The 24385-nt window shown below is 59.1% G+C and carries 22 protein-coding genes; 8 read left to right on the top strand and 14 right to left on the bottom strand.

The annotated features are described in order from the left end of the window. Positions 1-194 precede the first annotated feature (194 nt). On the top strand, positions 195-1997 hold the full coding sequence (locus tag WX88_RS27655) for a GEVED domain-containing protein (RefSeq protein WP_156176120.1): 1803 nt from the start codon (positions 195-197) through the stop codon (positions 1995-1997). 241 nt (positions 1998-2238) lie between these two features. Here the strand turns inward: WX88_RS27655 and WX88_RS13690 are convergent, their stop codons facing one another. From WX88_RS13690 to WX88_RS13675, 5 genes are all read right to left on the bottom strand, one after another. Then, entirely contained in the window at positions 2239-2682 is a 444-nt protein-coding gene (locus tag WX88_RS13690; protein WP_046244934.1) for a hypothetical protein, read from the bottom strand. Between the two features lie 138 nt (positions 2683-2820). Then, complete coding sequence (locus tag WX88_RS13685; protein ID WP_156176118.1) at positions 2821-3537, bottom strand: hypothetical protein; 717 nt, start codon at positions 3535-3537, stop codon at positions 2821-2823. Positions 3538-3968: 431 nt separating this feature from the next. Next, positions 3969-4499 (bottom strand): hypothetical protein, encoded by a 531-nt coding sequence (locus tag WX88_RS13680; RefSeq protein ID WP_046244932.1) that lies wholly within the window; start codon positions 4497-4499, stop codon positions 3969-3971. Further along, on the bottom strand, positions 4489-4878 hold the full coding sequence (locus WX88_RS30060; protein WP_156176117.1) for a hypothetical protein: 390 nt from the start codon (positions 4876-4878) through the stop codon (positions 4489-4491). Before WX88_RS30060 ends, WX88_RS13680 begins: the two co-directional genes overlap by 11 nt. Positions 4879-4983: 105 nt before the next feature. Continuing rightward, a complete protein-coding gene (locus tag WX88_RS13675; RefSeq protein ID WP_046244931.1) occupies positions 4984-5442 on the bottom strand; it encodes a hypothetical protein in 459 nt (152 codons plus the stop codon). 292 nt (positions 5443-5734) lie between these two features. Between WX88_RS13675 and WX88_RS13670 the strand changes: the two genes are divergently transcribed. Further along, complete coding sequence (locus tag WX88_RS13670) at positions 5735-6229, top strand: SixA phosphatase family protein (RefSeq protein WP_046244930.1); 495 nt, start codon at positions 5735-5737, stop codon at positions 6227-6229. 282 nt (positions 6230-6511) lie between these two features. After that, on the top strand, positions 6512-8575 hold the full coding sequence (ppk1, locus tag WX88_RS13665; protein WP_046244929.1) for a polyphosphate kinase 1: 2064 nt from the start codon (positions 6512-6514) through the stop codon (positions 8573-8575). 299 nt (positions 8576-8874) lie between these two features. Here the strand turns inward: ppk1 and WX88_RS13660 are convergent, their stop codons facing one another. From WX88_RS13660 to WX88_RS13645, 4 genes are all read right to left on the bottom strand, one after another. After that, positions 8875-9120 (bottom strand): hypothetical protein, encoded by a 246-nt coding sequence (locus WX88_RS13660; RefSeq protein WP_156176116.1) that lies wholly within the window; start codon positions 9118-9120, stop codon positions 8875-8877. Between the two features lie 176 nt (positions 9121-9296). After that, complete coding sequence (locus WX88_RS13655) at positions 9297-10190, bottom strand: SDR family oxidoreductase (protein ID WP_046244927.1); 894 nt, start codon at positions 10188-10190, stop codon at positions 9297-9299. Further along, positions 10183-11187 (bottom strand): NAD-dependent epimerase/dehydratase family protein, encoded by a 1005-nt coding sequence (locus WX88_RS13650; RefSeq protein WP_046244926.1) that lies wholly within the window; start codon positions 11185-11187, stop codon positions 10183-10185. The genes WX88_RS13655 and WX88_RS13650 overlap by 8 nt, the downstream gene beginning before the upstream one ends. Continuing rightward, positions 11187-11882: a TIGR04283 family arsenosugar biosynthesis glycosyltransferase gene (locus WX88_RS13645; RefSeq protein ID WP_046244925.1), complete on the bottom strand. Its 696-nt coding sequence runs from the start codon at positions 11880-11882 to the stop codon at positions 11187-11189. The genes WX88_RS13650 and WX88_RS13645 overlap by 1 nt, the downstream gene beginning before the upstream one ends. A gap of 377 nt (positions 11883-12259) precedes the next feature. On the opposite strand from WX88_RS13645, the gene WX88_RS13640 reads away from it, so the two are divergent. Both WX88_RS13640 and WX88_RS13635 read left to right on the top strand, forming a co-directional pair. Next, a complete protein-coding gene (locus tag WX88_RS13640) occupies positions 12260-13063 on the top strand; it encodes a DUF547 domain-containing protein (RefSeq protein WP_072053012.1) in 804 nt (267 codons plus the stop codon). Positions 13064-13172: 109 nt separating this feature from the next. Then, entirely contained in the window at positions 13173-13835 is a 663-nt protein-coding gene (locus WX88_RS13635) for a DUF6134 family protein (RefSeq protein ID WP_231590702.1), read from the top strand. Positions 13836-13863: 28 nt separating this feature from the next. Here the strand turns inward: WX88_RS13635 and WX88_RS13630 are convergent, their stop codons facing one another. The 4 genes from WX88_RS13630 to WX88_RS13615 all read right to left on the bottom strand — a co-directional run bounded on the left by WX88_RS13630 (position 13864) and on the right by WX88_RS13615 (position 18507). Further along, positions 13864-14991 (bottom strand): DUF6268 family outer membrane beta-barrel protein, encoded by a 1128-nt coding sequence (locus WX88_RS13630; RefSeq protein ID WP_156176115.1) that lies wholly within the window; start codon positions 14989-14991, stop codon positions 13864-13866. A 157-nt stretch (positions 14992-15148) separates the two neighbouring features. Further along, positions 15149-16474, bottom strand: coding sequence for a GTPase HflX (hflX, locus tag WX88_RS13625; RefSeq protein WP_082116029.1), 1326 nt, complete (start codon positions 16472-16474; stop codon positions 15149-15151). Positions 16475-16627: 153 nt separating this feature from the next. Next, positions 16628-18151 (bottom strand): DUF6056 family protein, encoded by a 1524-nt coding sequence (locus WX88_RS13620; RefSeq protein ID WP_046244923.1) that lies wholly within the window; start codon positions 18149-18151, stop codon positions 16628-16630. Between the two features lie 59 nt (positions 18152-18210). Further along, a complete protein-coding gene (locus WX88_RS13615) occupies positions 18211-18507 on the bottom strand; it encodes a c-type cytochrome (RefSeq protein WP_046244922.1) in 297 nt (98 codons plus the stop codon). Between the two features lie 159 nt (positions 18508-18666). Between WX88_RS13615 and WX88_RS13610 the strand changes: the two genes are divergently transcribed. Both WX88_RS13610 and rfbC read left to right on the top strand, forming a co-directional pair. Further along, on the top strand, positions 18667-19782 hold the full coding sequence (locus WX88_RS13610; RefSeq protein WP_046244921.1) for a glycosyltransferase family 4 protein: 1116 nt from the start codon (positions 18667-18669) through the stop codon (positions 19780-19782). 80 nt (positions 19783-19862) lie between these two features. Next, the gene (rfbC, locus tag WX88_RS13605; protein ID WP_046244920.1) at positions 19863-20408 is read left to right on the top strand and encodes a dTDP-4-dehydrorhamnose 3,5-epimerase; all 546 of its coding nucleotides are present in this window, start codon (positions 19863-19865) and stop codon (positions 20406-20408) included. 191 nt (positions 20409-20599) lie between these two features. Here rfbC and WX88_RS13600 read toward each other — a convergent pair whose 3' ends face one another. Then, a complete protein-coding gene (locus WX88_RS13600) occupies positions 20600-21907 on the bottom strand; it encodes a UDP-N-acetylmuramoyl-tripeptide--D-alanyl-D-alanine ligase (RefSeq protein WP_046244919.1) in 1308 nt (435 codons plus the stop codon). A gap of 102 nt (positions 21908-22009) precedes the next feature. Between WX88_RS13600 and WX88_RS13595 the strand changes: the two genes are divergently transcribed. Then, entirely contained in the window at positions 22010-24337 is a 2328-nt protein-coding gene (locus WX88_RS13595) for a T9SS type A sorting domain-containing protein (RefSeq protein ID WP_046244918.1), read from the top strand. Positions 24338-24385 lie beyond the last annotated feature (48 nt).

Raw genomic sequence — 24385 nt, 5'->3', positions numbered from 1 at the left:
GCGGCATCTATGTCGACATCCTCAAGCAAGCCGTCATCAACGTGATATTTGTCTATTGTTATGGTATTTTTATTTAAAAATGATAATTATTGAAAAATTAACAGCTAAAACGGGGTGCGTGTTAGCATTACTGCAAAACGCTTGATAGCTTGCCGGCCTATTCTATTTTCAACAATCAACCAATTTTTCTTAAGATGAAACAAACTATTTACGCAGTAGCACTGGGGCTTCTAGGCCTGGGGCTGGCGTCCACCCCCGCTAATGCCCAGGCGCCGGNGGCGTCCACCCCCGCTAATGCCCAGGCGCCGGCCCGCCGCACGTGCGGCAGCATGGAGCTTTTGGAAGCCCAGATGCGTGCCGACCCAGCCCTGGCTCAGCGCCTGGCGAAAATCAATAATCAGGCCCTGGAATACGCCAAACAGCCCGACAAATCAGCCCAGCGCTCCACCGCCGTTACCGTGACCATTCCCGTGGTAGTGCACGTGCTCTACAACACCACGGTTCAGAACATCTCCGACGCTCAGATTGCCTCGCAGATTGCGGTGCTCAACGAAGACTATCAAAAGCTGAATGCCGACGCGACCAAGGTACCTGCTGCCTTTGCTTCATTGGCTGCCAACGTAAACATTGCCTTTGTCTTGGCCAAGCGTACACCTGGGGGTTTCACTACTACCGGTATCGAGCGGAAGTCAACTACGAGGAATAGCTGGCCGGCGATAAACCCAGTGAATGGTGCGTACTATGACTATATGAAGCGCAGCAGTGACGGTGGTTTGGACCCCTGGGATACCAGCAAGTACCTCAATATCTGGGTGTGCACGATGTCAGACGATTTGTTGGGGTATGCGACGTTTCCCGGGAGTCCGGCGGCCCTGGATGGTGTGGTAATTCAGACTGCGGTATTTGGTAAAGGGGGCTCAGCGGTAGCACCCTTCAACCTGGGCCGCACCACTACCCACGAAGTGGGGCACTGGCTGAATCTGCGCCATATCTGGGGTGATGATAAAGGGGCTTGCACCGGCTCAGACCTGGTATCTGACACGCCCAACCAAGGTGCGGAAAACAGGGGCAAGCCTACGTTCCCGCGCGTATCCTGCTCGAACGGTCCTAACGGCGACATGTTTATGAACTATATGGACTATGTGGATGACGGTGCCATGTTCATGTTCACAACCGGTCAAAGCACGCGCATAAACGCCTTGTTTGCTACGGGCGGTGCCCGCGCCAGCTTACTTACCTCTCAAGGCGGGCAGCCCAGTAGCACCCCCCCTCCCATTACGTATTGCGCCAGCAGGGGTGCCCTTGCAGGGGCAAATGAACACCTTGACCTCGTGAAGCTGGGCAGCATCAACCGCACTTCGGGGGCTGATGGGGGCTACTACGACGGCACCGCACTGAGCACGAGCGTAGCTCAAGGCTCGTCGCAAACCATCAGCTTCTCGGCGGGATTTCTCGATCAGGCTTACACGGAGTACGTGAAAGTGTACGCCGACTGGAACCAGAACGGCGTGTTCACCGATGCCAATGAACTGGTGGTATCGGCTCCGGGCAGCAACAGTACGGCTACCCGCACGGGCACCTTCACGGTACCGGCCGCCGCCAAAATTGGCAAAACCCGTCTGCGCGTCGTATTGAGCGACTTCAGTGACATAAGTAGCTGCGGCAACTACAACTATGGCGAAACGGAAGATTACAGCATCACGGTAACTAGTAATGCTATTGCCACAACTCGCGAAGGCACGCTCAACCGTGCGGCCGACCAGTACACGGTGTACCCAAACCCGGCCACGGAGGTGCTGAAAATTGCCCGGCCGCTGAATGCCGACTCCGAGGAGCCATTCACCGTGCACGTGCGTGACCTGACCGGCCGCGAAGTGCGCGGCCTGCACCTGGAAGGCAATGGCCAGCTCAACATCTCCTCGCTAAAGACGGGCACTTATCTGTTAGATGTGAGTGACTGCCACACGACCACGCATCAGCGCTTCGAGAAGCGGTAAGCCCGTAGCGCCACTTAAAAATGCGCTACGCACGATGATTAGGAAGGCCCTGGCTGTATAGCCAAGACCTTCCTACAAAAAAAGCTCCGGCCAGTTGGTCGGAGCTTTTTTTGTAGGTATCCATCCTATCTGTTGTAAATAAAATTCTGAATGAGTTTGCGCTCCACCTGCCCGGCTGCAAAATAAAACGCCGCCCACTGCGGGGCAGCGGGCGGCGTGGCAATCAGGACGAAACGGGGGGCTAGGCGCTGAGCGTGGCGCGCTGGGTGGCAATGCCATCGAGCACGGCCGTAAGCACCGCTACCTGGCTTTCGACCTGTCCGGCGTCCACGTCGGCCAGGAAGGAGGCCGTGCCGGACGTCTGGCGGTTACGCTTCACAATCTGCTTGCGCTGGGCCTGGAGCAGTTCCAACTCATCGGCCGTGTCTTGCCGGGCTTCGGGGGTGAGGCCCGCCGTGGCCAAGAGGTTCTGGGTACTCAGAATTTCTCCGTCTTTCTTGGCCAGGGCGGCAATGCCGCTGGCCTGGCTGCGGTCGGCCCGCTCGTCGGCCAGGTCGATGCTGGCATCGCGGACGGTGAATGATTTGCGCTCAAACGTGACTTCCTCTGTGGCTTTATCGCATTTTGCCCAGGTGTCGAGCGACGTAAAATCCAGGGTCAGATTTAGGGGGATGTTCAAAACCATAAAAAAGGGGTTGGGAAGGTGAAAAGCGCGGGCGACTGCCCACTGAGGGAGGCAAATGTAGACGCCAGCAGTTGCATTACATGATGATTTTTTGTTTTTATAAAAATATTTTACAATCGAGATTAAAATTGATTGCAATCAAAGTAAGCCGCCTGCCTCCAGCGCGGCGGCTTCGGCCAGCAGACCGGTGGCGCGGGCACGGAGGTGCTGGTAGCGCGTGACGTCCGCAGGGGACAGGGGTCGCGCCCGCCAGGCCAGCCAGCTGCGGAGCCAGCGGGCGTGCGCGGGGGCGCGGGTGGGGTCGTCGGGGTCGGCGGCCAGGGCCAGGGCTGCCGCCAGGGCACGGGCCGCTGGTGGGGCCGTGGGGTCGTCGGGGTCCGGCAGGGGGGCGCTGTTGGGGTCGTCGGGGTCGGGCGGCAGCAGGGCGGGCAGCGCGGCGGCCCAGCGGGCGGCCACGCGGGCCTGCCGGGCCAGGACCGCCGCCTGCGCCAGGGCCCGGGCCGCCTGCTGCTGGCACACGCGGCGACGAAAATCCAGCTCGTCGGCATCGGGCGGCGGGGTGCCCGGCGGCAGGGCGGGTGCTAAGCGGGTGTAAGCCTTCGGGAGCGGCCTGGGCTCGGCTTCGGCCCGGGCCGCGGCTTCGGCGGCGGCCACCACTTTGGGCGGGGGCAGCAAGAGCAGCAGCGGCAGCAAGGCCGTGTTCACGGCGGGCGTGAGGGTGCGCTGCCCAAGTTCGACGGCATGAATCAGGGACTTACTCACGCCCAGGTACAAGGCCAACTCATCCAGGTGCAGGCCAAACCAAGCCCGGATGTGGGCCACGAAATGAGGGGAAGAGCGCGGGCGACGTGGCAAAGGAAGCAGGAAAAACGGTGGACTATTCTTTAGTTTTGCAAAAATAATCCACAGATTTAAGCGAAAAAGCGTGGATTGTTTTTGCAAAACTAAAGAATAGTCCACAAACTTTTTGCTTAGCCCTTGTTGACTGCGCCGAACCTGGCGAGCCGCCTTCCAGGTGCCAGCTCGCATTATTTTCCCTGTTCGCCATCTTCATCCTCGTCTCGCACGCGCGTTTTAAACAATGCCCTAGCTTGGCTAGCATTTTCAAACAACTAGCGTACTCCCAACTCGGCTTGTGACACAGGAGAGGGCCAGCCAACACGAAAAGCCCCCTGCCTTTTCAACAAAAGCAGGGGGCTCTTTGCGCTATGGCATCAGTATTTAGAGCACCGCACCCAGTCAAAGCCAGCAACGTGCGGTGCTAGCTGGCAAGGTGAGGCAGAAGCCTAGTAGCTCCGGTGCTGGCTGGCACCACCCGTCATTTGTCCCCACACTTCTAGGGTACGCTCTTTTGCATTAAGCAGGCCTTCAAAGTTTGCGTGCAGTATGGTTTTGGTGCCGGGGGCTTCTTGGCTGCCTTCCACGTTTCCCTCTATGCCGCCCTTGACGATTTTTTCGAGGCCCAGATTGGCCATAAGGCTGCCGCCTTTCTTGTTTACAACGCCGGCGCCAAAAACGACGTCCATGGTCACATCAAATCGACAGATTTGATTAATGACTTTGAGTTGCAGCGCAGAGTGTGGGAAATTTAACTCCGCATCGCTAGGACCATCGGTCTGAAAGGTGAAGCGTATAAAACGAGAGTTGCCAACCAAATTCCCTTTGGCGTCTGGGCGCCAGCGCGTAGTTAGGAGCAAGTCGGGGATGCGCAGGCCATCATAGTAGGTGCCCAGGCTGGGAATGGATGTTTGCAGCATCCCGGTGAAGGGAAAGTCTTTGAAGACGGCTTCGTAATAGTGGGCAGATTCAACGTGCATGATGGGGCGAGGTAAAAGGTTTAAGTGGGGGATGTGGGGTGACGGGCAGGCCCTCGAGCACTTTAAGAGAGTCGATGCGGCGATAGATGTCGGCTAAGCTGGCAGCTTCGTTGGGGAACTTGACGACTGGCCCATCTAATTCAGCTTGCTCAGAAACCGAATCGTCTGGGACGCCGGATGGCAGAGGTATTCTTGCGAGTTTCAACCGGGTTAACTGATGGCGAATGGCCAATTCGCGCCAAGTGCGGGCGCTGAACGAACTAGGAGGGCCGCTAATCGAGTCAAGGTAGCGCTCATCGAAGTGTAGCTCGCCGTCTTTAGGCGGGGCCGCCATGCTTAAGTCGCGGGCAGGCTTGGGCTCCTGCGAGCATTGGAACATGACTACGAGCCCGAGTAGCCCCGCACCTACGGCTAAGAAGCGAAAGGGACCACGGGATTTTCCTCTGGGAGAATGAACAGATTTAATCTGCATGGGGCGGGAGAATTAGAGATTTGAGGGGGGATGCGGAGTGACAGGCAGGCCTTCGAGGACTTTAAGGGAGTCGATACGGTGATAGATGTCGGCTAGGCTCGCTGCCTCGTTTGGAAACTTGACCACTGGCCCTCCCGCCTCGACTCGCTCAGACACTGAATCGTTCTGAAGGTCGGGGGGAAAGGGCCGGCTTGCCATTTCGAGTCGGGCTAGTTGGTGTCGGATGGCCAACTGGCGCCAGGTGCGGGCGCTATAGGTACTGGGAGGTGCACTAAGCGAATCGAGGTAACGCTCATCGAAGCGTAACTCGCCGTCTTTGGGCGGGGCGCCCTCGCTCAGGTCGCGGGCGGGCTTGGGCTCCTGCGAGCATTGCAGTAGTGCTACGAGGCCCAGCAGCCCCGCGCCTACGGCCAGAACGCGGCGAAGTGGGCCACGGGATTTTCCTCCGGGAAAAGGGGTAGAACCGGACATGGAAACAGGAAAGGTGGAAGAATCAGAGGATTCAAATGTACGGACAAACGCTAAAGCGCGGCTGACCCGGCCCGCTGGTAAGCTAGCCGGGATGCGGGCCGGGTTAGTCAGCCGCCCAGCTACGCAGCCGCTACGGACTGCTAACCGAGATGGCGAAGCCCGCTGAAGGCTCCGGCCAGGCCCTGGCAGCCGGCAGGAAAGAAACCCCGGCCGGGGAAGTCAAGGAGGCGATGCTTTCGACATAACCTTTTCACAACACCCGAGGTAAGCGAAACCCCGTTAGATTCGCCGTATGAAAACCCTTTATCTCCTTCGCCACGCCAAATCCAGTTGGAGCTTTGATGAGCTAAGCGACCAGGAACGCCCCCTCAATGACCGGGGCCGCGAAGATGCCCCTACCATCGGTAAGGCCCTGGCTAAGCGCCACATTTGCCCCGACCTCGTCGTAAGCTCGCCCGCGGTGCGAGCCATGAGTACCGCCGTACTGGCGGCTCGTGAGATGAAGTACTCGCACGAAAAAATCACGGTTGAGCCCGGCATCTACGCGGCTGATGTGGATGGCTTGCTCGCCATCATCCGCAGCTTACCCGATTCGGCGGGCTCGGTGCTGCTAGTGGGCCACAACCCTACCCTCACCGACACCGTCAATGAATTATCACCATCGGTGCTGAATGAGATGCCCACGGCCGCCGTGGTATGCCTGCGTTTCGAGTGCGACCATTGGGCCGAGGTGAGCAAGGTAAACGCGGAGTTTTACTTCTATGACTATCCGCGAAACGTGAGCTAAGCAAGGCAACAAGAACCTCAACTCCCCTCCTTACTAAGGAGGGGACATTTCAGCGAAGCTGAAATTGGGGTGGTTAGCTTCGTTGAACTTCGTTTGTGAGCGTTGAACGATGGCCAAACGATGATGGTCAAACGATTCTAACGCCATTGTTCAACGCCCACAAACGAAGTTCGACGCCACAACCACCCCCGTTCGAACCTTTGGTTCGAACATCCCCTCCTTGGTAAGGAGGGGAGTGTGGGCTTTCGGCCTTCTTCCTCATCCCTTCTTCCTTCTCCTCCAATGAAAACTCTTTCCCGCGACCTGAGTTGGCTGCGCTTCAACGCCCGCGTGCTGCAAGAGGCCCAGAGCCCGACCGTGCCGTTGCTGGAGCGCCTCAAGTTCCTGGCCATTTTCAGCAGCAACCTCGACGAGTTCTTTAAGGTACGGGTGGCCACTCTGCGGCGGTTGGTGAAGCTCAAAAAGAAGACCCGGGCCAAGCTCGGCGAGCGGCCCAAGCGGCAGTTGCGCGAAGTGCTGGCCGAGGTGCACCGGCAGCAAGAGGAGTTTGGGGTTACGTTTCGGGAGCAGCTACTGCCCGCGCTGAATGCCCACCACATTCACCTGCTGAGCGAAGCCGAGCTTACGGCCTCTCAGCGCGAGTGGACGGCCCAGTATTTTGAGGAGAAAGTCCGCAACCTGCTTTCGCCGGTGGTGCTCGATGACGGCCTGCACCACCTTTTCCTGAAGGATCAGGCTGTGTATCTCACGTTCTTTCTCAGCCAGCCTCGCGACCCCAAAGCCCGCATCGATGCCGAGCGGGTACTGATAATGGAGCTGCCCACCAAGCGCCACGGCGGCCGCTTCGTGCGCCTGCCCGATGAAGGCGAGGAGCGGTACGTCCTGTTCCTGGACGACGTGGTGCGCGTGGGCGCCGCGGCGCTTTTTCCTGCCTACGAGCAAGTGGCGGTGCACGCCGTTAAGCTCTCCCGCGATGCCGAGCTGGACATCGAAGAAGAAGTTTCGGGCGACCTGATGGAGAAAATTCGCAGCAGCTTGTCCAAGCGGGAAACCGGCTTTCCGGCCCGGATGCTGTACGACCCGGAGATGCCGAAGGAGTCGTTGCGGGCCATCAAGCAGAAAACCGGTATTGGCGACGAGGAGCTGGTAGAGGGGAGCCGCTACCACAACTTCCGCGACTTCTTCGGTTTCCCGAGTTTCGACGAGCCCAGCTTTCGTTACCCCCCACGGCCGACCTTGCCGCACCCCACGCTGCCGCGCACGGGCAGCCTGCTGGCTGCCATTAGCCAGCGCGACCACCTGTTGCATCCACCCTACGAGAGCTTCGACAGCGTAACGCGCCTGTTGCGCGAAGCCGCCATCGACCCCCAGGTATCGGCCATCAGCATCACCCTTTACCGAGTGGCCAGCAAGAGCGCGGTGGTGAAAGCCCTGCTCAAGGCGGCCCGGCGCGGCAAGCAGGTTACGGCCGTGGTGGAGCTGAAGGCGAGGTTTGACGAGGAATCCAACCTGTTTTGGGCCGACAAGCTGCAGCGGGCCGGCGCGCACGTCATCTTCACGCCGCCTGAGCTGAAATGCCACGCCAAGCTGCTGCTCATTGCCCGCCGCGAGGCCAACGATACCACCCGTCAGTACGCCTACTTTAGCACCGGCAACTTCAACGAAAGCACCAGCGAGCTGTATACCGACCACGGCCTGTTCACGGCCGACGAGCGCCTGACCCGCGAAGCCACCGCCGTGTTCGGCTACCTCCGCGACCAATCGGTGACGCCCACGTTGGAGCACTTGCTCGTGGCGCCATTCGGTCTGCGGTCCTGCCTCAATACGCTGATTGACTACGAAATCAAGCAGGCCAAAAAGGGCAAGGAAGCTTACATTATTCTCAAGCTGAATGCCCTGGAAGACCACGGCATGATAGCCAAGCTCTACGCCGCCAGCGAAGCCGGGGTGCGGGTCGAACTCATCGTGCGGGGCATCGGCTGTCTGGTGCCGGGCCAGGCCGGCTTCAGCGAAAACATCAGCCAGCGCTGCCTCGTCGACCGCTACCTGGAGCACAGCCGGGTGTACGTTTTCGCCCATGGCGGCCAGGAAAAAGTCTTCGTCGCCTCCGCCGACTGGATGACCCGCAACCTCGACCGACGCGTGGAAGTAGCCTTCCCGATGCTGGATGAAGGCCTGCGTGCTGAAATCCGGCACCTGCTCGACCTGCACCGCCACGACAACGTGAAGGCCCGCGACTTTGAGAATAACTTCATCCTGCCCACGGAAGGGGAGAAGCCGCTGCGGGTACAAGAAGCTACTTATGCGTGGCTGAAGGGGGCGAAGAAGCGGCAGCGCAGCAAGTAGCTACGGTAATTGGAGCTTGCCGGGGCTTTGCCTCGTGTCAAAAAACGTGATTAACTCTACGTTCTCATCAGAAATCCGATAGTATAGCGCAGTGAACTGGTTCAGCAGGTAGCGGTACGTGTTTGGGTGGCCGGCTACGGCTTAGTACTGTACGGCATTGGGCGAAGAAATACGGTCAATCGCGGTGGCTACTTCATGCAGGTAGCGTAGTACAGTCCGTGTGTCACGGTTTTCTTCCAACCATTTTACTTGCTTACGGTAATCAGCATTTGCCCTCGGTGTCCAGATTATAGCCACGACTAGCGTCCATATTTAGCCCAGATATCGGCCATAACCTGTTCGTGGGGTATGCCTTGGCCAGCGTCAAGCTGACGGATTCCCTCCGCTACCGCCGCGGCTTCTTCTCCGCCGAGTACGACCGGAGGCAGAGTAGCTTGCCGTTGCGCAGCCAGCAAGGTGTAAACTGCTTGCAAAACCGACTGATTTTGAATCGTATCAATTAGCTCGTGCAACTCGCTTCGCACGTCGATGGGGGCGGAGGCCATAGAAAAGTCTAGCTGTTGGAGTGGGAAGATAAGCCAGCGGGCGGAAGTTCCGCCTGCGAAGTAAGCTGCCCACAAGCTTCCTGCTATAAGGAGCGAAGTAGCTGTCTGCTAAAAACCTGTCGCCGCTACGCGGCTATTCCGCATCTCGCCTTACACGCGCCTGCTTACTCCCTATATCACTCGTAAAAATGGCGCAGGCGCCGGGTGGTTGTCAGCACTATCCAATCGCCTAGCCGGGGAAAATAGGTGTGCACGAGCACGATGAGCCGGCCCAACGCCGAAATAACCGTGCGCTCCCGCCGCCGCCGGATGTGCCGCAGAATAATGCCCGCTACCTCGGCCTGGGTTTTTTGCCAGCGCGGCGGGCGGTGCGCGATGGGCACGGGCTGTCCGGCCGCGTCGAGCACGCGCTTATCGGCGTCATTCTGAGTGAAGCCGATGTGGACCACACCGAAATGAATGCCAGTATGCGCCAGTTCGAGCCGGAGCGTGTGAGCCAGGTTGGCCACGGCCGCTTTGCCCGCGCAGTAGGCCGAGCCGCTGGGCATGCCATTCAGGGCGGATATAGATGAGATGAACGTCACGCTGCCGCGCGTTTGGGTGAGGTGCGGCAGAGCAGCCTTGAGCGGGTACACCGAACCGTACACGTTGCTGTCCAGCACCTGCCGAAACACGTCGGGTTGCATGTCGGCGAAGTAGGCGCGCATCGAAATGCTCGCGTTGGTAACCAGAATATCGACCCGGCCAAAGGCCTGAATGGCGGCCTCAACCAGGAGTTCGCAGTCGGCATAGCACGTCACGTCGGCCCGGCAGCTGGTCACCATGAATCCGGCTTCCGCGAAGGTGAGGCGGGTTTGTTCGAGGCGTTCGGCATTGCGGCCATTGAGGACCACGGCCGCCCCCTGAGCGCATAAGGCCCGGGCGGTTTCCCGGCCAATACCCGATTCTGAGCCAGTGATAATGGCCACCTTACCCGCGAATGGGCCACTGTTTGGCGCGGGCAGCGGTTGCCGGGGCAAGGCCCGGGCGCTACCGGCGGAGGCCTCCGAAACCGGGTTTGAATCAAACATAGTGGTGAGCTTTAAACCAGGCAAAAGCTTCCTGAACGGCTTGCTCCAACGGCGTTTGGGGCAAAGCAAGTTCGACAATAGCTTTTTGTGCGCTGAAGTAGTGGCCATCGTTCGCCACGGCCGTCATGGCGGCGTTGAGCGATGCCGGGCGGCCGGTCAGGCGGGTTTTCAGGTCGCAGGCCGCCCCGTAGAGCCGGGCGAGGGCCGGTGGAATGGGCCAGCGCGGGGGGCGTACGCCCATGAGGCCAGCCATCAGCTCGAAGGCTTCCCGGTAGCTCAGGTTCTGATTTCCCAGAATGTAGGATTCCCCGATTCGGCCTTGGGTGAGGGCATTTACCGTAGCCACGGCTACATCCTGCACGTGCACGTAGTTTTTGCCCCCAGCCGGGTAACCGGGTAGTTGCCCGCGGCTCAGCTCCAGCAGCAGGGCGTTGGAAGTAGGCTTGGCATCGCCGGGCCCGAGCATGAACGTGGGATGCACGAGTACGGCTGGCAGGCGGTGCTGCGCCACGGCGCGGAGCACCGCGTCGGTGGCTGCCCGCTTGCTATCCATGTAGTCGAGCCCGTAGCGGTGGCCAGCGTAGGGCCGGGTTTCATCGCCGGGCTGCGTCTGGGTACCGAAGCCGAAGACATTGGCAGTACCCACGTACACGAACCGCCGGACCCCGGCGCGCTGGGCCAGTTGCAGCATGGTTTCGGTGCCGATCAGGTTCACGGCCCACGCCGCCGGGTTGCGCGCCGGGTTCACCTGGGCCAGGGCGGCGGCGTGGATGATGGCCGCACAGCCGTCGGCCGCGCCGGCCACGGTGGCGGGCTGGCTGAGGTCGCCCACCCAGCACTCAATGGGCAGCGTAGCCAGAGGCGACAGGGCTGCACCAGAGGTGGCGGTTTGCGGTCGGATGAGGGCTCGCACCCGGTAGTTGCGCCGCAGTAGCTCGGCCACGATGTGCCGACCCAGAAAGCCGTTGGCGCCGGTAACGAGAACGGTAGCCGGCATCAGTAGTAGTTGAGCATGGCTTTGTAGGTGCGGGCAATGCGAACCGGCGATACCTTCAGGAAAAACAGGGCAAAGGCAGTCAGGTTAGCTATTTGTACTCGTAGCCAGCTGTTGGTTTCGTACTTGCGGGCCGACACGACGACATCCTGTGGAACAATAAAAAATGGCGTTACCCGCCTGATTCGGATGATGATTTCGAAGTCTTCCATAATGACGAACCGCTCATTGAACCCGCCCAGCCGCTGAAACAGGGCGCGGGTGATGAACAGCGTCTGGTCGCCCCCCCGGCTCATCAGGCCCCGAAAGCGAGTGCCGTAGCTGTTGATGCGGAGCAGCGGATGCGCGGAGTCGAACCGAAACCGGTAGCAGCCCGCTTCGTGCCCCCGCGCCACGGCCTGCTCGATGGTGGTCACGTAGTCGGGGTGCACGCTCACGTCGGCATGTACGAAGTAAAAAATGCGGCCGCTGGCGTGCCGGGCGCCATGGTTCATCTGCGCGGCGCGGCCCGGCTGGGGAGCCAGCAGCACCGTGGCCCCCGCTCGCCGGGCCGCCTCGGCTGTGCCGTCGGGGCTGTTGGCATCCACTACCAGAATTTCAACCAAATAGCCCGGGGGGACGTATCGGCGCAGGCTTTCTACCAAGTAGCCGATGTTGTGGGCTTCATTATAAGTAGGGATGATAACACTAAGAGTCATTGAACGGCGTTTTTGAGCGGGCCAGGTTCCTTGTTGGGGCCACAGTAGCTGACTCTTGTCAGGAAGCGCCACCACTGGCATGGGCAGTACCGGCTCCGCGACTGCCCACGCTCATACTTACGACGGACTTTGGCTTCTCGTGCAGGGCAGTTAAAAAATTAACAGCGAGGAGCGAAAGGAGTTAATGCTTTGTCATGAACACGTATCAGACCTCCCTGAGCACTGCTTCCAGCTGGGGCGTCGCAATAAGGTACCGCGTCGCGCTGTAAGGTTTGGAGAGGAATGGCTACTATTATTGAAAACATAAGGAGGAACGTTTAGCCCTCGAAAATCTTTTTTGCGGCCCGCGCTCGTACATTCCGCCATCTTCTGAAATTATGAAAGTAATGCCCCTTCCCATTCTGGCTTTGTGCGTTGGCCTGGTAGCCCTCATCGCCTTTATAGTACCCAAAGTAGTCCGGGCGGCCGACAAGGCACCCGCCGTCACTCCCCCTGCCGCAGTGGGCATCGACCACAGCGCCTACGATAAGCTGCTAAAAAAATACGTCAACGACAAAGGGCTGGTCAATTACAAGGGGTTTAAAGCTGACGAAAAGACCTTTGACCAATACCTCGACCTGCTAAATAAAAACCCGCCGGCCGCCAGCTGGAGCAAGGGCCAGCAGATGGCCTACTGGATTAACGCTTACAACGCCTACACCATTCGCCTCATTCTGAACCATTACCCGGTGCAAAGCATCAAGGACATTGGCACGAAAATCCAGATTCCGTTCGTGACCACGCCTTGGGCGTCGAAGTTTTTCAGCATCGGCGGTACCAAGATGAGTCTGGACAACATTGAGCACGGTACGCTGCGCAAAAAGTACAACGACCCGCGCATCCATTTTGCGCTGGTGTGCGCGTCCATCTCCTGCCCGCGCCTGCGCAACGAAGCCTATACTGCCGACAAGCTCGAACGCCAGCTGGACGACCAGGGCCGCGATTTCCTGAACAATCCGACCAAAAACAAGCCTGGCAAAGAAACCGCGCAGCTTTCCAAATACTTCGACTGGTACAAGGGCGACTGGACCAGTAACGGTCAGTCCGTTGCCAACTGGGTCAACAAGTACTCCACCACCAAGATTGACAACAAAACCAAGATTTCCTACCTCGACTACAACTGGCAGCTGAATGAGCAGTGAGCCCCGCAGTGAGACGAGCGGAATAAGCAAGCTCTGCGAAAGGGCAGTGCGTTCTGTGGAAGGGAGCGGAGCATTTTCATGGGCTCGTTGGCTTACTTACCTGGGCAGGATGCTTCGCCCCGCTCTGAATGACTGTTGTGGTGTTTGCCACTTCGTAATCATCAGGCTTGTTCTGTTTTGCCTGATTTGCCTGCCCTTGGGTTTGTGGGCGCAGGTACCCAAAGCCGAGGCTGCGGAAACGCGTAAATACGCCATCGAAGTAGCTGGCGTGCGGGTGGGAACCATGACGGCCACCCGGCAGCCGCAGGCGGGTACCGACGTGCTCTACACCCTGGTGAGCGACGTGAAGGTGAACTTTCTGTTCTATCACCTCAAAATCTACTACCAGGTTAACAACCAGTTCCGTAATGGGCAGCTCCAGCTTTCGACGGTGGTAGCCCACACCAACCAGGGCGATTTTGCGTCGCGCGCTGAGTGGAAGGGTGACCACTATGACATCCGGGCCGATCAGTACAAGCACCACTACCAGGCTACCGAAAAGCAGCCCATTACTTACGCCGTTACTAATCTTTTCTTCGGCGAGCCGGGTGCTCATACCAAAGCTTACGCCGAATATTTCGGCGATTATTTCACCCTCAGCCCTAGTGCTAATAACACCTGCCGCGCCCGGCGCGACGGCCGCGAAGATGAGTACCAATACGCCAACGGTCAGCTGGTCACCATCATCAAAAAGAATCCGCTGAAGAACTTCGTTATCCGCGTGTTGCCGTAGAGACGCCAGATGTGGCGAACCTACTTACTTAGCGGCGGACGCCGGATTTTTCGAGCAGCTTGCGCGGAGGGGTTAGGAACAGCTCCAGGCTGGCGTAGGGGGCGCCGTTGAGCTGCGAATCAATGATTTTTTCGCGGTCGGCGTTGGTGCGGTCAAAGGCGTCGAAGGCGTAGTTGTAGCGGTAGCCGCCCTCAGCGCCCACCCACAGGAAGCTGAACAGCTCATGCTCCCAGCGCAGGCGGAACTTCACTTCAGTTTCGCGCAATTCCAGGGTGCGGAGTGGGGTTTTGCTGAGGTCGGTGCTGCCATCGGGGCTTTTGCGCTCCAAGGGGATACGGCTCAGGCTCACAATGTAGTTGTAGCCATCAACGGTATAGCCGGCGTAAAAAATCGAGTTTTGCGAGGCATTGTAACGTAGCGTAATGCGCGCGGGGGCCAGTGCTTCCACACCCCAATGGCTGTTGAAGGTGCGGTTGTAAACAACGGCTGGGTAAAAGCTGAGCCGCCCAAACGTGTAGCCGTACTGAAAGCCCACGCCCCAGGAGAAGTTCGGGTTGCGCTTCCAGCCGTACAGAGCTTCGGCCGTAAAGCGGAGATAATCGGAGCGGGTAAGCTCATTGGAGGTATAGTCGCCGCTCAGCTCGCCTTTCAAACGGGCCAGGTACCAGTGCACGTCATCGACTGGCCGGATAACGGCAATCTGCGCGGCGGTGCTTTTCAGGCCCTTGTTTTCGATGTTGTCGTAGAGTTCGTAGGTGGTAGGCAGTTGCGCGAACTGAAATTCTTCCCGCTCGTAGCTCAGGCCCACAATGACCTTGAGGTGAGGGTGGTTCCAGGCCGGGATGTAGCCTTTAATAGATAGTCGGGCATTTTTGGTGGCATCGGTACTGAAATCATTCAGCCCCGCTACCCGCGCCGACGACGTTACCCTGAAGCGCGGCATCCGCTCGTAGCGCACAATTACGCCCTTGCTCGGCCCCATGCCCAACACCGAAGGGTTAGCGAATTTTTGCTTGTCGCTTAGGTGGCTTTCGTTGCTGGCTGTATCGTGAGCAGTAGGCGCGGCGGGCGGATACACCTGCGCGTGCGTTACCCCGGCCGTCTTAACTAACACTGCTCCAAGCAGTCCAACCCGAAAAATTAGGGAATAACGCATAGTAAACCACGGTCCTTTGTAGACCAATTTGCTCCCTTACGCGAAAAAGCTATTTGCGGCTGCTTCGCTTCTAAATGGGAAGCTAGTGAAATAGTAGATTAGTGAGGAAGTGAGTTTGAATTGCCAAAGTAAGCTGTCAAACTCACTGCTTCACTGTTTACTCGCTCACTGTCGTTTGGTAAGGATACCGCTGCTGGTGGAGGGCGGCCACGCGCTTGCCGAGCAACTCGCGCAATTCCTCCAGGTTTGTGCGCTCCTGGGCCGAGATGAACACCGCCGGGTCGTGCAGCTTGGCCATGTACGTGGCTTGCAGTTGCGCCAGTGGCGGGCGCGGGGCCGTGCCGTCGTCCTCGGCTGCCAGCACTTCACCGAAAGGGTCGTGCTCCGAATCGTCGGGCTTGTACTGGTCTATTTTGTTGAATACCAACAGCACCGGCTTATCGGCCGCGCCGATGTCGGCCAACGTATCATTCACCACCTGAATTTGCTCCTCGAAGCCAGGGTGCGAAATATCCACCACGTGCAGCAGCAGGTCGGCTTCGCGAATCTCATCGAGCGTGCTCTTGAAGCTCTCAATGAGGCGGGTGGGTAGCTTGCGGATAAACCCAACCGTGTCGGACAACAGGAAGGGATTATTATCGAGCACGATTTTGCGCGTGGTGGCATCTACGGTAGCGAATAGCTTGTTTTCGGCAAACACGTCGGCCTTGCCCAACACGTTCATCAAGGTGCTTTTGCCCACGTTGGTATAGCCTACCAGGGCCACGCGCACGAGGCCACCGCGGCTTTTGCGCTGGGTGTGGCTTTGCTTGTCGAGGTCTTCAAGCTTCTCCTTAAGGAAGGCAATTCGGTCGCGTACCACGCGGCGGTCGGTTTCGATTTCCGTTTCGCCGGGGCCTTTGGTGCCTACGCCACCCCGCTGCCGGTCCAAGTGAGTCCAGAGGCCGGTGAGGCGGGGCAGCAGGTACTGGTACTGGGCCAGTTCCACCTGCGTACGCGCGGTAGCCGACTTGGCGCGCAGAGCAAAAATGTCAAGAATCAGCAGTGAGCGGTCCACAATTTTTACCTTGAGCTCGGCTTCCAGGTTACGCAGCTGGGAAGGGGAGAGGTCGTCATCAAACACCACCATGCTGGAGCCCTCGTGCTGCACGTAGGCCTTGATTTCGGCCAGCTTGCCTTCGCCCACATAGGTGCGGATGTCGGGCTTTTCGAGGCGCTGCACGAAGCGCTTGGTGGCGGTAGCCCCAGCAGTTTCAATTAGAAAAGCCAGCTCGTCAAGATATTCAGTGGTTTGTGCGTCGCTTTGGCGGCGCGGGGGCACGGCCACGAGCACGGCAGTTTCGTGTTCTTTAGCGGTTTCGTAGGTGCCGTTGTCGGCCGATTTGGCCAGGATGCGACCGGCGCGGCCTTTCACGCCGTCGGTGGCGCCGGGGTGGCGGGTGCTGTTGCCGGGCTTGCGGCCGCCGGATTGAGTAGTTGCCATGGTAAGAAATAAGGGGTCAGCTGATGAGGCAATGAGAGCATTTTGCCTAATTGAGGCTCCAACGTAAAAGCAAACGTTTTTTCAGGGTTTTTGGCCATCGCAATTTCATGGCTGAGCATCTCGGGTTCGTCTGCCGAAACCAATCATGCAGAACTATTTGGTGAGGGATGGCCTCACTACAATGACTTTCTTATGAAAGTAAGCGGCGTAAGCGCGGTTGCCCCACAACGTCCCATTGGTTGAAATGTCCCACCAGACCAACGTAACGGGCTGCAAGCTAAGCGGTGCGACTTCAACAGTGTCGGCTGTAGTGCTTCGGATAAGGGCATACCGGGCTTCCTCTTCCCGGTCATAGCGGGCGGCGTCACCACTCAGCCAGTCGTGGTAAGCCTGCGCCACGCTGTTGCTGGGAGTGCCAATCTGGCTTCGGTGTAGCTTGAAATTGTGGTCCGTAACCATCAGCAGGGCCAAGACTCCGAGCAGCACGGCACGGCCGTAGCTGGGCAGGGGCGACAGTGGTCGGTGGTGGCGGTTTCTATTGGCAAGAATGCCGGCCAGGGACATGAACCACCCAACTAAAAAGAAGGCAAATAATAAGTTGCGGGCCCGGGATGGCGGGGGGCCGCCAACGGCCAAGTGAGAGAAGAGGTAGCAAAGAAACAGCGTGGACAGCACCCAGGTAGGCCATAGCCAAGTGCGCTTGGTGAGACGGGCCAGCGGGAGTAGAGGCTCGCGTACTAAGCGTTGCAGCGCAGGAGCTATGAGCAGTGAAATCAATAAGATAATGCCATTGCTGAGCCAACTCAGCACAGTATAAGCCAGAGAAGCCATCGCTTGCACCACGCTTTGCATCACGGGCAAGGGGTGCGCACTTGCCTGCCGGACAAAGTTGCCGGGCGCCACCGTGGCCGCAGCGGCGCCCAGCACCGCCATCAGCAGCACCAGCTGCTCTCTTCTCGTGAGTTGGCCCCGGAGTAGTTGGGTCACCAGCACGAGCAGGAGCGCCAGTACACCGCAACTTATCATTTCGGTAAAGCCTGGGGCAAAGAAGGACAATAAGCCTGCCGCGGCCCACAACCAGGTTGCTCGCGGGCGTTGCTGAAGCAAGGCGATGACGCCCAGCAAGACGAAGCAGCACACCCCGCCGCCCATGTAAAACAGCGCACTGATTAACCAGTAAAAAGCCTCCGTTGGGCTGGGCAGCATTAGCAAAAAGAGGGCGAGCACCGCGCTGCCGGTTGCCAACCGAGTAGCCCAGCGCACGCCGGTGCCGGAAAGTATGGCGTTGCCAGCGAAAACCACACTCGTCGTGAACGCCCCGATAAAAGCAAAGACGAAGGGTTTGACATGCCGCAGTTCGCCCCAGGCAAGGGGATGCAGCGCTGTAATCAAAGAGTCAGAAAACCGACCACCCCACGTCAGGTAGACAGTCGTCGTGTGCGACCAGACCCCGTGCTGGCGCAGCATGCTCGGCAGAACAAAATCATCCAGGTAAGGATGCGTGCAAAAAGCCAGACGCAGGAAAGGAAGCAGGCAAATGCTGGCCAGCATAATCAGGGCCAGGGCACCGCGGCTCGACGCGGAATCATCGGCCTTCCCAAGGTGGTCAGGTTCCAATAGGTTAGGCTTCGGGGTCATGAGCACGCCTTCCTGTTGGAGTGGCCGGTGGTGTTGCATGCGCCAAAGCTAAACGTCAGGGCTCACTGAAGGACTGAGGCAACAGTTGTTGGTACGAGCTACTTCAATGTAAGGGAGTAGGCTACCACCTGCTGCACCTGCTCTGGCGTGAGCACCTTGCCGAAAGCCGGCATCTTTCCCATGCCCTTAGTCACCAGATAAGTACGACCAAAAACGTTAAGGTTACTCTTGGTGAGGTCGTGGGCTCCGTTAAGACCAAGCTTGCCATTGGCACCGTGACAGCGCGCGCAATTTTTTTGAAAAATGGCCTGGCCGGGTGGCAGCAGCGGCTTGGCCAGGGTGAAATGAGGCAGCAGCGGCAAGAGCAGCAAAAGCGCCGGAAGTCGAAGGTTCATGGCAGTACTAACACACAATCGAGCCACAAAGTACCAGCAGAATCGGTGAAATGGTGGGGTGGTGAAATAGTTGAGGAGCGAGGCAAACGGAAACAAGTACAATCCGTAAGGCCGACCTTTGCGCCTGATTCATCATTTAACTATTCCCTGTCTCATCCCTTGCGCGTCGCCCTCGTTATTAATACCAGTTGGAATATTTGGAATTTTCGCGCCAGCCTCGTGCGCGCCTTGCAGGCCGCCGGCCACGAGGTAATAGCCATTGCCCCGCCCGATGACTACTCCCAGCGCCTGGAAACCGAGCTGGGCTGTCGTTTCGTGCCCATTCTCATGGAAAACAAGGGCACCAACCCGGTGAAAGACGCGGCGCTCACCTTCCGCTTCTACCAGATTTACAAGCGCGAAAAGCCCGACGTAGTGCTGCACTATACCATCAAGCCCAATATCTACGGCAGCATCGCGGCCCGGCTGGCGGGCATCCCGAGCATCAACAACGTGAGCGGTTTGGGCACTGTGTTTATTATTAAAAATTTCGTGAGCAAGGTAGCGCTGGGTCTCTACCGCTTTGCTTTCCGGTTTCCGCACAAGGTTTTTTTCCAGAACGGCGACGACCGGCAGCTCTTCCTCGACCACGGCCTGGTGCGCCCGGAAATCACCGGCCAACTGCCCGGCTCGGGCGTCGATACCGAACGGTTCCGGCCGGCCGCGCAGTTTGCGCGCCAAACCCCGTTTGTGTTTCTGATGGTGGCACGGGTGCTGTATGAAAAAGGTGTGGTTGAGTATTTCGAAGCCGCCAAAAGTATCCGAGCTGCCGTGCCGGGCACCCGCGTGCAACTGCTTGGCGGCCTCGACGAGGCGGGCGGCGTAGGCGTCCCTCGCGCCACGTTCGAAGAATGGCTCAAGAGTGGCGACATTGAGTATTTGGGGCGTTCCGACGACGTGGCCGCCCATCTCCACCAGGCCGACTGCGTGGTGCTGCCCAGCTACCGCGAAGGCACTCCTAAAACCCTGCTCGAAGCCGCCGCCGTGGGCAAGCCTCTTGTCACAACCGACGTGCCCGGCTGCCGCGAAACGGTGGTCGACGGCCACAACGGTTACCTCTGCCAGGTGCGGAGTGGTAAGGACTTAGCTGCCAAAATGCTTCAGGTGCTTCAGCTTCCCGAAGCCGACTTGCAGCGCCTGGGTCAGGCCAGCCGCCGCCTCGCCGAAACCAAGTTCGACGAGAAACTGGTGCTGGATGAATACCTAACCGCCGTGGCCGAAGTACGGTCCCGCTAATCGTTGGAATATTCTCGGCAAACCCAAATCTGTGCTCCACGGGGTGGAAAGGTTCTTTTTAGCGCTATACCTTTGTGCCGATGGAAATAAAGCAATACCCCCTTGCCGGGCTAGTCGAGTTTACTCCCCGCGTCTTCGCCGATGACCGCGGCGTGTTCTTCGAAACCTTCAGCGCCCGCCTCATGGCCGAGGCCGGAGCCGACGCCACTTGGGTGCAGGACAACCAGTCCAATTCCAAAAAAGGCGTGTTGCGCGGGCTGCATTTCCAGCGCCCGCCCCACGCCCAGGCCAAGCTCGTGCGCGTGGGCCAAGGCCGCGCCCTCGACGTAGCCGTGGATTTGCGCAAGGATTCGCCCACCTACGGCCAGCACCAACTCGTGGAGTTAAACGCCGCCAGCGGCAACATGCTCTTCATTCCCGCCGGCTTCGCCCACGGCTTCATGGCGCTGGAAGACAACACCATTTTTCTCTACAAATGCTCGGACTATTACGCCCCCGCCACCGAAGGCGGCCTGCGTTGGGACGATGCTGACTTGAATATCAATTGGGGTACCGAAGTGTCTCCACTTGTCTCCGGCAAAGACGCCGAATTGCCGGAATTCAAGGATTTTGTAAGCCCGTTTTGAGTTGTTAACAGGTGGCAGTTGATTTAAGCGCACCAAGCAGGCTGTCATGCTGAGCGGAGCTGAAGCATCTCACGTGGGAGAGTATATCCTTTTCTCGCGACTGAATCAGTGGTGGCACGCGAGATGCTTCGGCCCCGCTCAGCATGACAGCCTTGTTATTTTGGTTGTTTTGGTGGCTGGTGGCTAATTGATTAAAGCAATTCCACCAGCGTTTCCAGGGCCATGCCGCGGCTGCCTTTTACCAGCACTTGCTGGTTGCGCAGGGGGTGCTGCCGCAGCCACTCCGCCGCTTCGGCTTTGGTGGGGAAATAATGTGTGGTTTGCGGGTCGCACATGTTCCAGGCGCTGGCCATCTCGGAGCCAATCAGCAGGACTGTGCCAAAGCCCAGGGACTTGGCCAAGTCCCCCAAGGTGCTGTGTTCCTGGGCGCTGTCGGGGCCCAGCTCAAACATGTCACCCAAAACCACTACCTTCTGATTGTTGGCCCCTGGCCGGCTGGCGAAACTGCGCAGGGCCGCACTCATGCTGCTGGGGTTAGCGTTGTAAGCATCCAGCACCAGTTCATTGCCGGCCGCCGTGCGGAGCACCTGCGAGCGGTTGTTCTGCGGGTTGTACCCGGCCAAGGCCTGCGCGATGCTATCAGTCGGCACGCCAAAATGCTGGCCCACGGCCGCGGCGGCGGCGAGGTTGGGAAAGTTGTAGTCACCAGTGAGTTGGGCGGCCACGTCGGTGCCATCGGCTAAGCGCAAGGCCAGCGCAGGGTCGGCGGCCAGCAGGGTAGCGGAGTAGGTATTGGTCGGGCCGGGGTAAGTGAGGCGCGTGGGCACTGCCGCCGCCAGCGTCGGCAATTTGGCATCGAGGGTGTTAACGAATGCGGTGCCGCCAGTGCGGGCCAGGTAATCAAATAATTCGCCCTTACCCAGGGCCACGCCTTCGGGGCCGCCAAAGCCTTCGAGATGGGCCTTACCAATGTTAGTGATGAGGCCGTGAGTCGGCTCGGCCCACTGGCAGTAAGCACCAATTTCGCCCCGGTGGTTGGCTCCCATCTCAATCACGGCGAAGTTGTGCTCGCCAGCGCGCAGGCGCAGCAGCGTGAGCGGCACACCGATATGGTTGTTGAGGTTGCCGATAGTAGCCAGCACCCGAAATTTCTGGGCTAACACCGCCGTAAGCAGCTCTTTTGTGGTGGTTTTGCCATTCGAGCCCGTGATGGCCAGCACCGGGATGGGGAACTGCTGGCGGTGGTGCCGGGCCAGCTCCTGTAGGGCCAGGAGCGGGTCCGGGGCGAAGGTGTAACGGGCCGGGTCGGTGGCAGCCAGCGCAGCATCGTCTACTACGGCGTGGCGGGCGCCTTTTTCCAGTGCCTGCGGGGCAAAGGTGGCGCCGCGAAAGCTGGGGCCGTTCAAGGCGAAAAATAGCGTGCCAGGCTGGGGCTGGCGCGAATCGGTGCTGACGTGGCCGTCAGCAGCCAAGTAATGAGAGTAGAGCGGCGTGGGCATGAACCGAAGTGACTTATCAGGTGTAACTTGCTGCAAAGGTGGGCGTGATTTTTGTAGAAAGCCCAGTTCTTTTTCTTCAACCACCCAAGCTATTTCGTGCTCATGCTTCGTCGTTACGCTTTCTTGCTGGCCCTGCTGGCCGTTTCCTTCGCCGCACGGGCTCAGTCCGGGGCCGGGTTTGGGTTCGAATACCGGCCGGCGGCCAAGGTGGTGCACGGCGCTGACACCCTGCGCAATGCCTGGGCCGGGGGCTTCAATACGCCACAGTTCAGTGCCATCGACTTAGACAATGACGGCCAGCAGGACCTGTTTGCCTTCGACCACGAGAGCCGCCGCTGCTACACTTTTCTGAGCGTGGCCGCACCGGGCACTGCCGCCGGCCGCCGCTGGCAGTACGCCCCGCAGTTCGAAAGCCTGTTTCCGAGTGACCTGGAGGCTTGGGCCCTGCTGCGCGACTACGATTGCGACGGCCGCCCCGACCTGTTCAGCTACACCAACGGCGGCGAAATTCGGGTGTTTCGCAACGTGCTGACCAGTGGTCAGATTACGTTTCAGCTGACAACCAGTCAGATTCGGTTTTCCGGTAGCTTTTCGGGCACCGCTAATCTGACTATCGGGGGCTACAATCTGCCTGCCATCCAGGACGTGAATGGCGACGGCAAACTCGACATCATGACCTATGATTTCATCAGTGCGTCTTTCATTGAGCAATACCTCAACACCAGCCCTGGCACTTGCGGTAGCGCCCTCACCTTCAGTCTGAACACCGACAACTGGGGTGGCCTGCAGGCCTGCGGCGGTTGCGCCGAATACAAGTTCAACGGCCAGCCCTGCTTCACCGCCGCCAAAACCACTCACACCGGTGGCCACAGCCTGCTGCTGGTCGACCTCGACGGCGACGGCGACCAGGACCTAGTCGATGGCCGCGATAATTGCCCCGAACTCACGCGCCTGCTCAATCAGGGCACTACTGCTGCCCCAGTGGTCACACAGGCCGGCATCAGCGCCAGCTTCCCCTCGGCCGCCACGCCGGTGAACGTACCGGTTTTTCCGGCCGGCTACTATTTCGACGCCAATTTTGACGGTCGCCCCGACTTGGTGGTGGCCCCGAATATGGTTAATAATCTGGCCGACCTGGTGAGCTTGCGTAACTCGGTGCAGCTGTTTGAGAATACAGCCCCGAGCGGCGCGCCTGCTCTCACTTACCGCCCCGCCGGCTTCCTGCAGAGCGACATGATTGACGTGAGCGAAGGCGCTGCGCCCACGTTCGGCGATATCGACGGCGATGGCTTACTAGATATGCTCGTGGGCAACCAAGCCGACCGAGTCAGCAATGTATACCGTGCTACCCTTACGTACTACCGCAACGTGGGCACTCGCGCCCGGCCCGTGTTTGAGCTGGTTACCAGAGATTACCTGGGCCTCTCCACTCAAAACCTGCAGGGCATTAAGCCGGCGCTGGTTGACCTGAACCGCGACGGCGCCTTGGACTTGGCCTACGGCGCCTGGGACCGAGGAGCCAACTTTCTCTATTACATCCTCAATACTGCCCCGGTAGGCCAGCCGGTAGCATTCGCCGCCACCGATGCCGTTTACTTTAAGCCCCAGGGTCCCGCCACCACCTCTACTCCAACTACCTACACTCCCAGCACGGGCGTGCTTCCCTATTTTAAGCACGACATGCCCTGCTTCACAGATGTGGACAATGACGGCTACGTGGACCTGCTCATCGGCACCAATGAGCCCCGCGAACCCGGAATGAGCCTACGCTACTTCCGCAACCGGGGTCGCGGACCGCTGGACAGTGCGTTCGTGCTGGTCGATAATGACTTTGGGCGTATCCGCGAAGCTACGGGCATTCGGCCCTACAGCCTGAGTCCCACAGTAGCCGATTTTGATGGTGACGGCCAGCCCGATTTGGTTACGGGTGATGCCACCGGCTACCTGCGCTTCTACTCCAACTACCGCGCCCAGACCGGTATTTTTTCGGAGCGCAACGACCTGGTCTACAATTCTGCGACTGGCGTGTATGAGCCTACCCGCTTCGGGCTGGGAATTTATTCGCACCTGGGCTTGGCCGCTGCCGACCTGAACGGGGACGGAACTCCTGAACTCTTCGTGGGCACCCAGGCCGGTGGAATTATCAGCTATAGCACTCGCAACCGAATAGCCACCGCAACCCAGGCAAGTGCTGCCAAGGCATTGGCGATGAGCGTCTATCCGAACCCCGCCACTGCCACGGCTACCGTCGAAACAGCCAAACCAACCCGCCTCACCGTGCTCGACCTCACCGGCCGCATGGTGCAAGCCGCTTCCAGTGCCCAGCGTCGCCACGCCCTAAATCTGACTGGCCTGGCTGCCGGCGTATACTTGGTGCGCGCCGAAGGCCCCGATGGCGCGGCTGCCGTGCAACGGTTATTGGTGCGATGATAATAAGGATGAGTGAAAAGGCCCCGCTCCTGACCGAGGAGCGGGGCC

The organism is Hymenobacter terrenus, assembly GCF_000972495.1.
Classification (GTDB): domain Bacteria; phylum Bacteroidota; class Bacteroidia; order Cytophagales; family Hymenobacteraceae; genus Hymenobacter; species Hymenobacter terrenus.
Note: the sequence above shows the minus strand (reverse complement) of the source record. Positions and strands in the feature narration are given on the sequence as shown.

What these genes read in the sequence shown, in the direction of transcription:
- WX88_RS13645 (WP_046244925.1), bottom strand. Translation starts at nt 11,882, where the DNA reads ATGACTCTTAGTGTTATCATCCCTACTTATAATGAAGCCCACAACATC.
- WX88_RS13675 (WP_046244931.1), bottom strand. Translation starts at nt 5,442, where the DNA reads ATGTCCGGTTCTACCCCTTTTCCCGGAGGAAAATCCCGTGGCCCACTT.
- WX88_RS30060 (WP_156176117.1), bottom strand. Translation starts at nt 4,878, where the DNA reads ATGTTCCAATGCTCGCAGGAGCCCAAGCCTGCCCGCGACTTAAGCATG.
- WX88_RS13620 (WP_046244923.1), bottom strand. Translation starts at nt 18,151, where the DNA reads ATGCAACACCACCGGCCACTCCAACAGGAAGGCGTGCTCATGACCCCG.
- WX88_RS13655 (WP_046244927.1), bottom strand. Translation starts at nt 10,190, where the DNA reads ATGTTTGATTCAAACCCGGTTTCGGAGGCCTCCGCCGGTAGCGCCCGG.
- WX88_RS13680 (WP_046244932.1), bottom strand. Translation starts at nt 4,499, where the DNA reads ATGCACGTTGAATCTGCCCACTATTACGAAGCCGTCTTCAAAGACTTT.
- WX88_RS13630 (WP_156176115.1), bottom strand. Translation starts at nt 14,991, where the DNA reads ATGCGTTATTCCCTAATTTTTCGGGTTGGACTGCTTGGAGCAGTGTTA.
- ppk1 (WP_046244929.1), top strand. Translation starts at nt 6,512, where the DNA reads ATGAAAACTCTTTCCCGCGACCTGAGTTGGCTGCGCTTCAACGCCCGC.
- WX88_RS13635 (WP_231590702.1), top strand. Translation starts at nt 13,173, where the DNA reads ATGCTTCGCCCCGCTCTGAATGACTGTTGTGGTGTTTGCCACTTCGTA.
- WX88_RS13650 (WP_046244926.1), bottom strand. Translation starts at nt 11,187, where the DNA reads ATGCCGGCTACCGTTCTCGTTACCGGCGCCAACGGCTTTCTGGGTCGG.
- WX88_RS13595 (WP_046244918.1), top strand. Translation starts at nt 22,010, where the DNA reads ATGCTTCGTCGTTACGCTTTCTTGCTGGCCCTGCTGGCCGTTTCCTTC.
- WX88_RS13660 (WP_156176116.1), bottom strand. Translation starts at nt 9,120, where the DNA reads ATGGCCTCCGCCCCCATCGACGTGCGAAGCGAGTTGCACGAGCTAATT.
- WX88_RS13670 (WP_046244930.1), top strand. Translation starts at nt 5,735, where the DNA reads ATGAAAACCCTTTATCTCCTTCGCCACGCCAAATCCAGTTGGAGCTTT.
- WX88_RS13600 (WP_046244919.1), bottom strand. Translation starts at nt 21,907, where the DNA reads ATGCCCACGCCGCTCTACTCTCATTACTTGGCTGCTGACGGCCACGTC.
- hflX (WP_082116029.1), bottom strand. Translation starts at nt 16,474, where the DNA reads ATGGCAACTACTCAATCCGGCGGCCGCAAGCCCGGCAACAGCACCCGC.
- WX88_RS13690 (WP_046244934.1), bottom strand. Translation starts at nt 2,682, where the DNA reads ATGGTTTTGAACATCCCCCTAAATCTGACCCTGGATTTTACGTCGCTC.
- WX88_RS13640 (WP_072053012.1), top strand. Translation starts at nt 12,260, where the DNA reads ATGAAAGTAATGCCCCTTCCCATTCTGGCTTTGTGCGTTGGCCTGGTA.
- WX88_RS13615 (WP_046244922.1), bottom strand. Translation starts at nt 18,507, where the DNA reads ATGAACCTTCGACTTCCGGCGCTTTTGCTGCTCTTGCCGCTGCTGCCT.
- rfbC (WP_046244920.1), top strand. Translation starts at nt 19,863, where the DNA reads ATGGAAATAAAGCAATACCCCCTTGCCGGGCTAGTCGAGTTTACTCCC.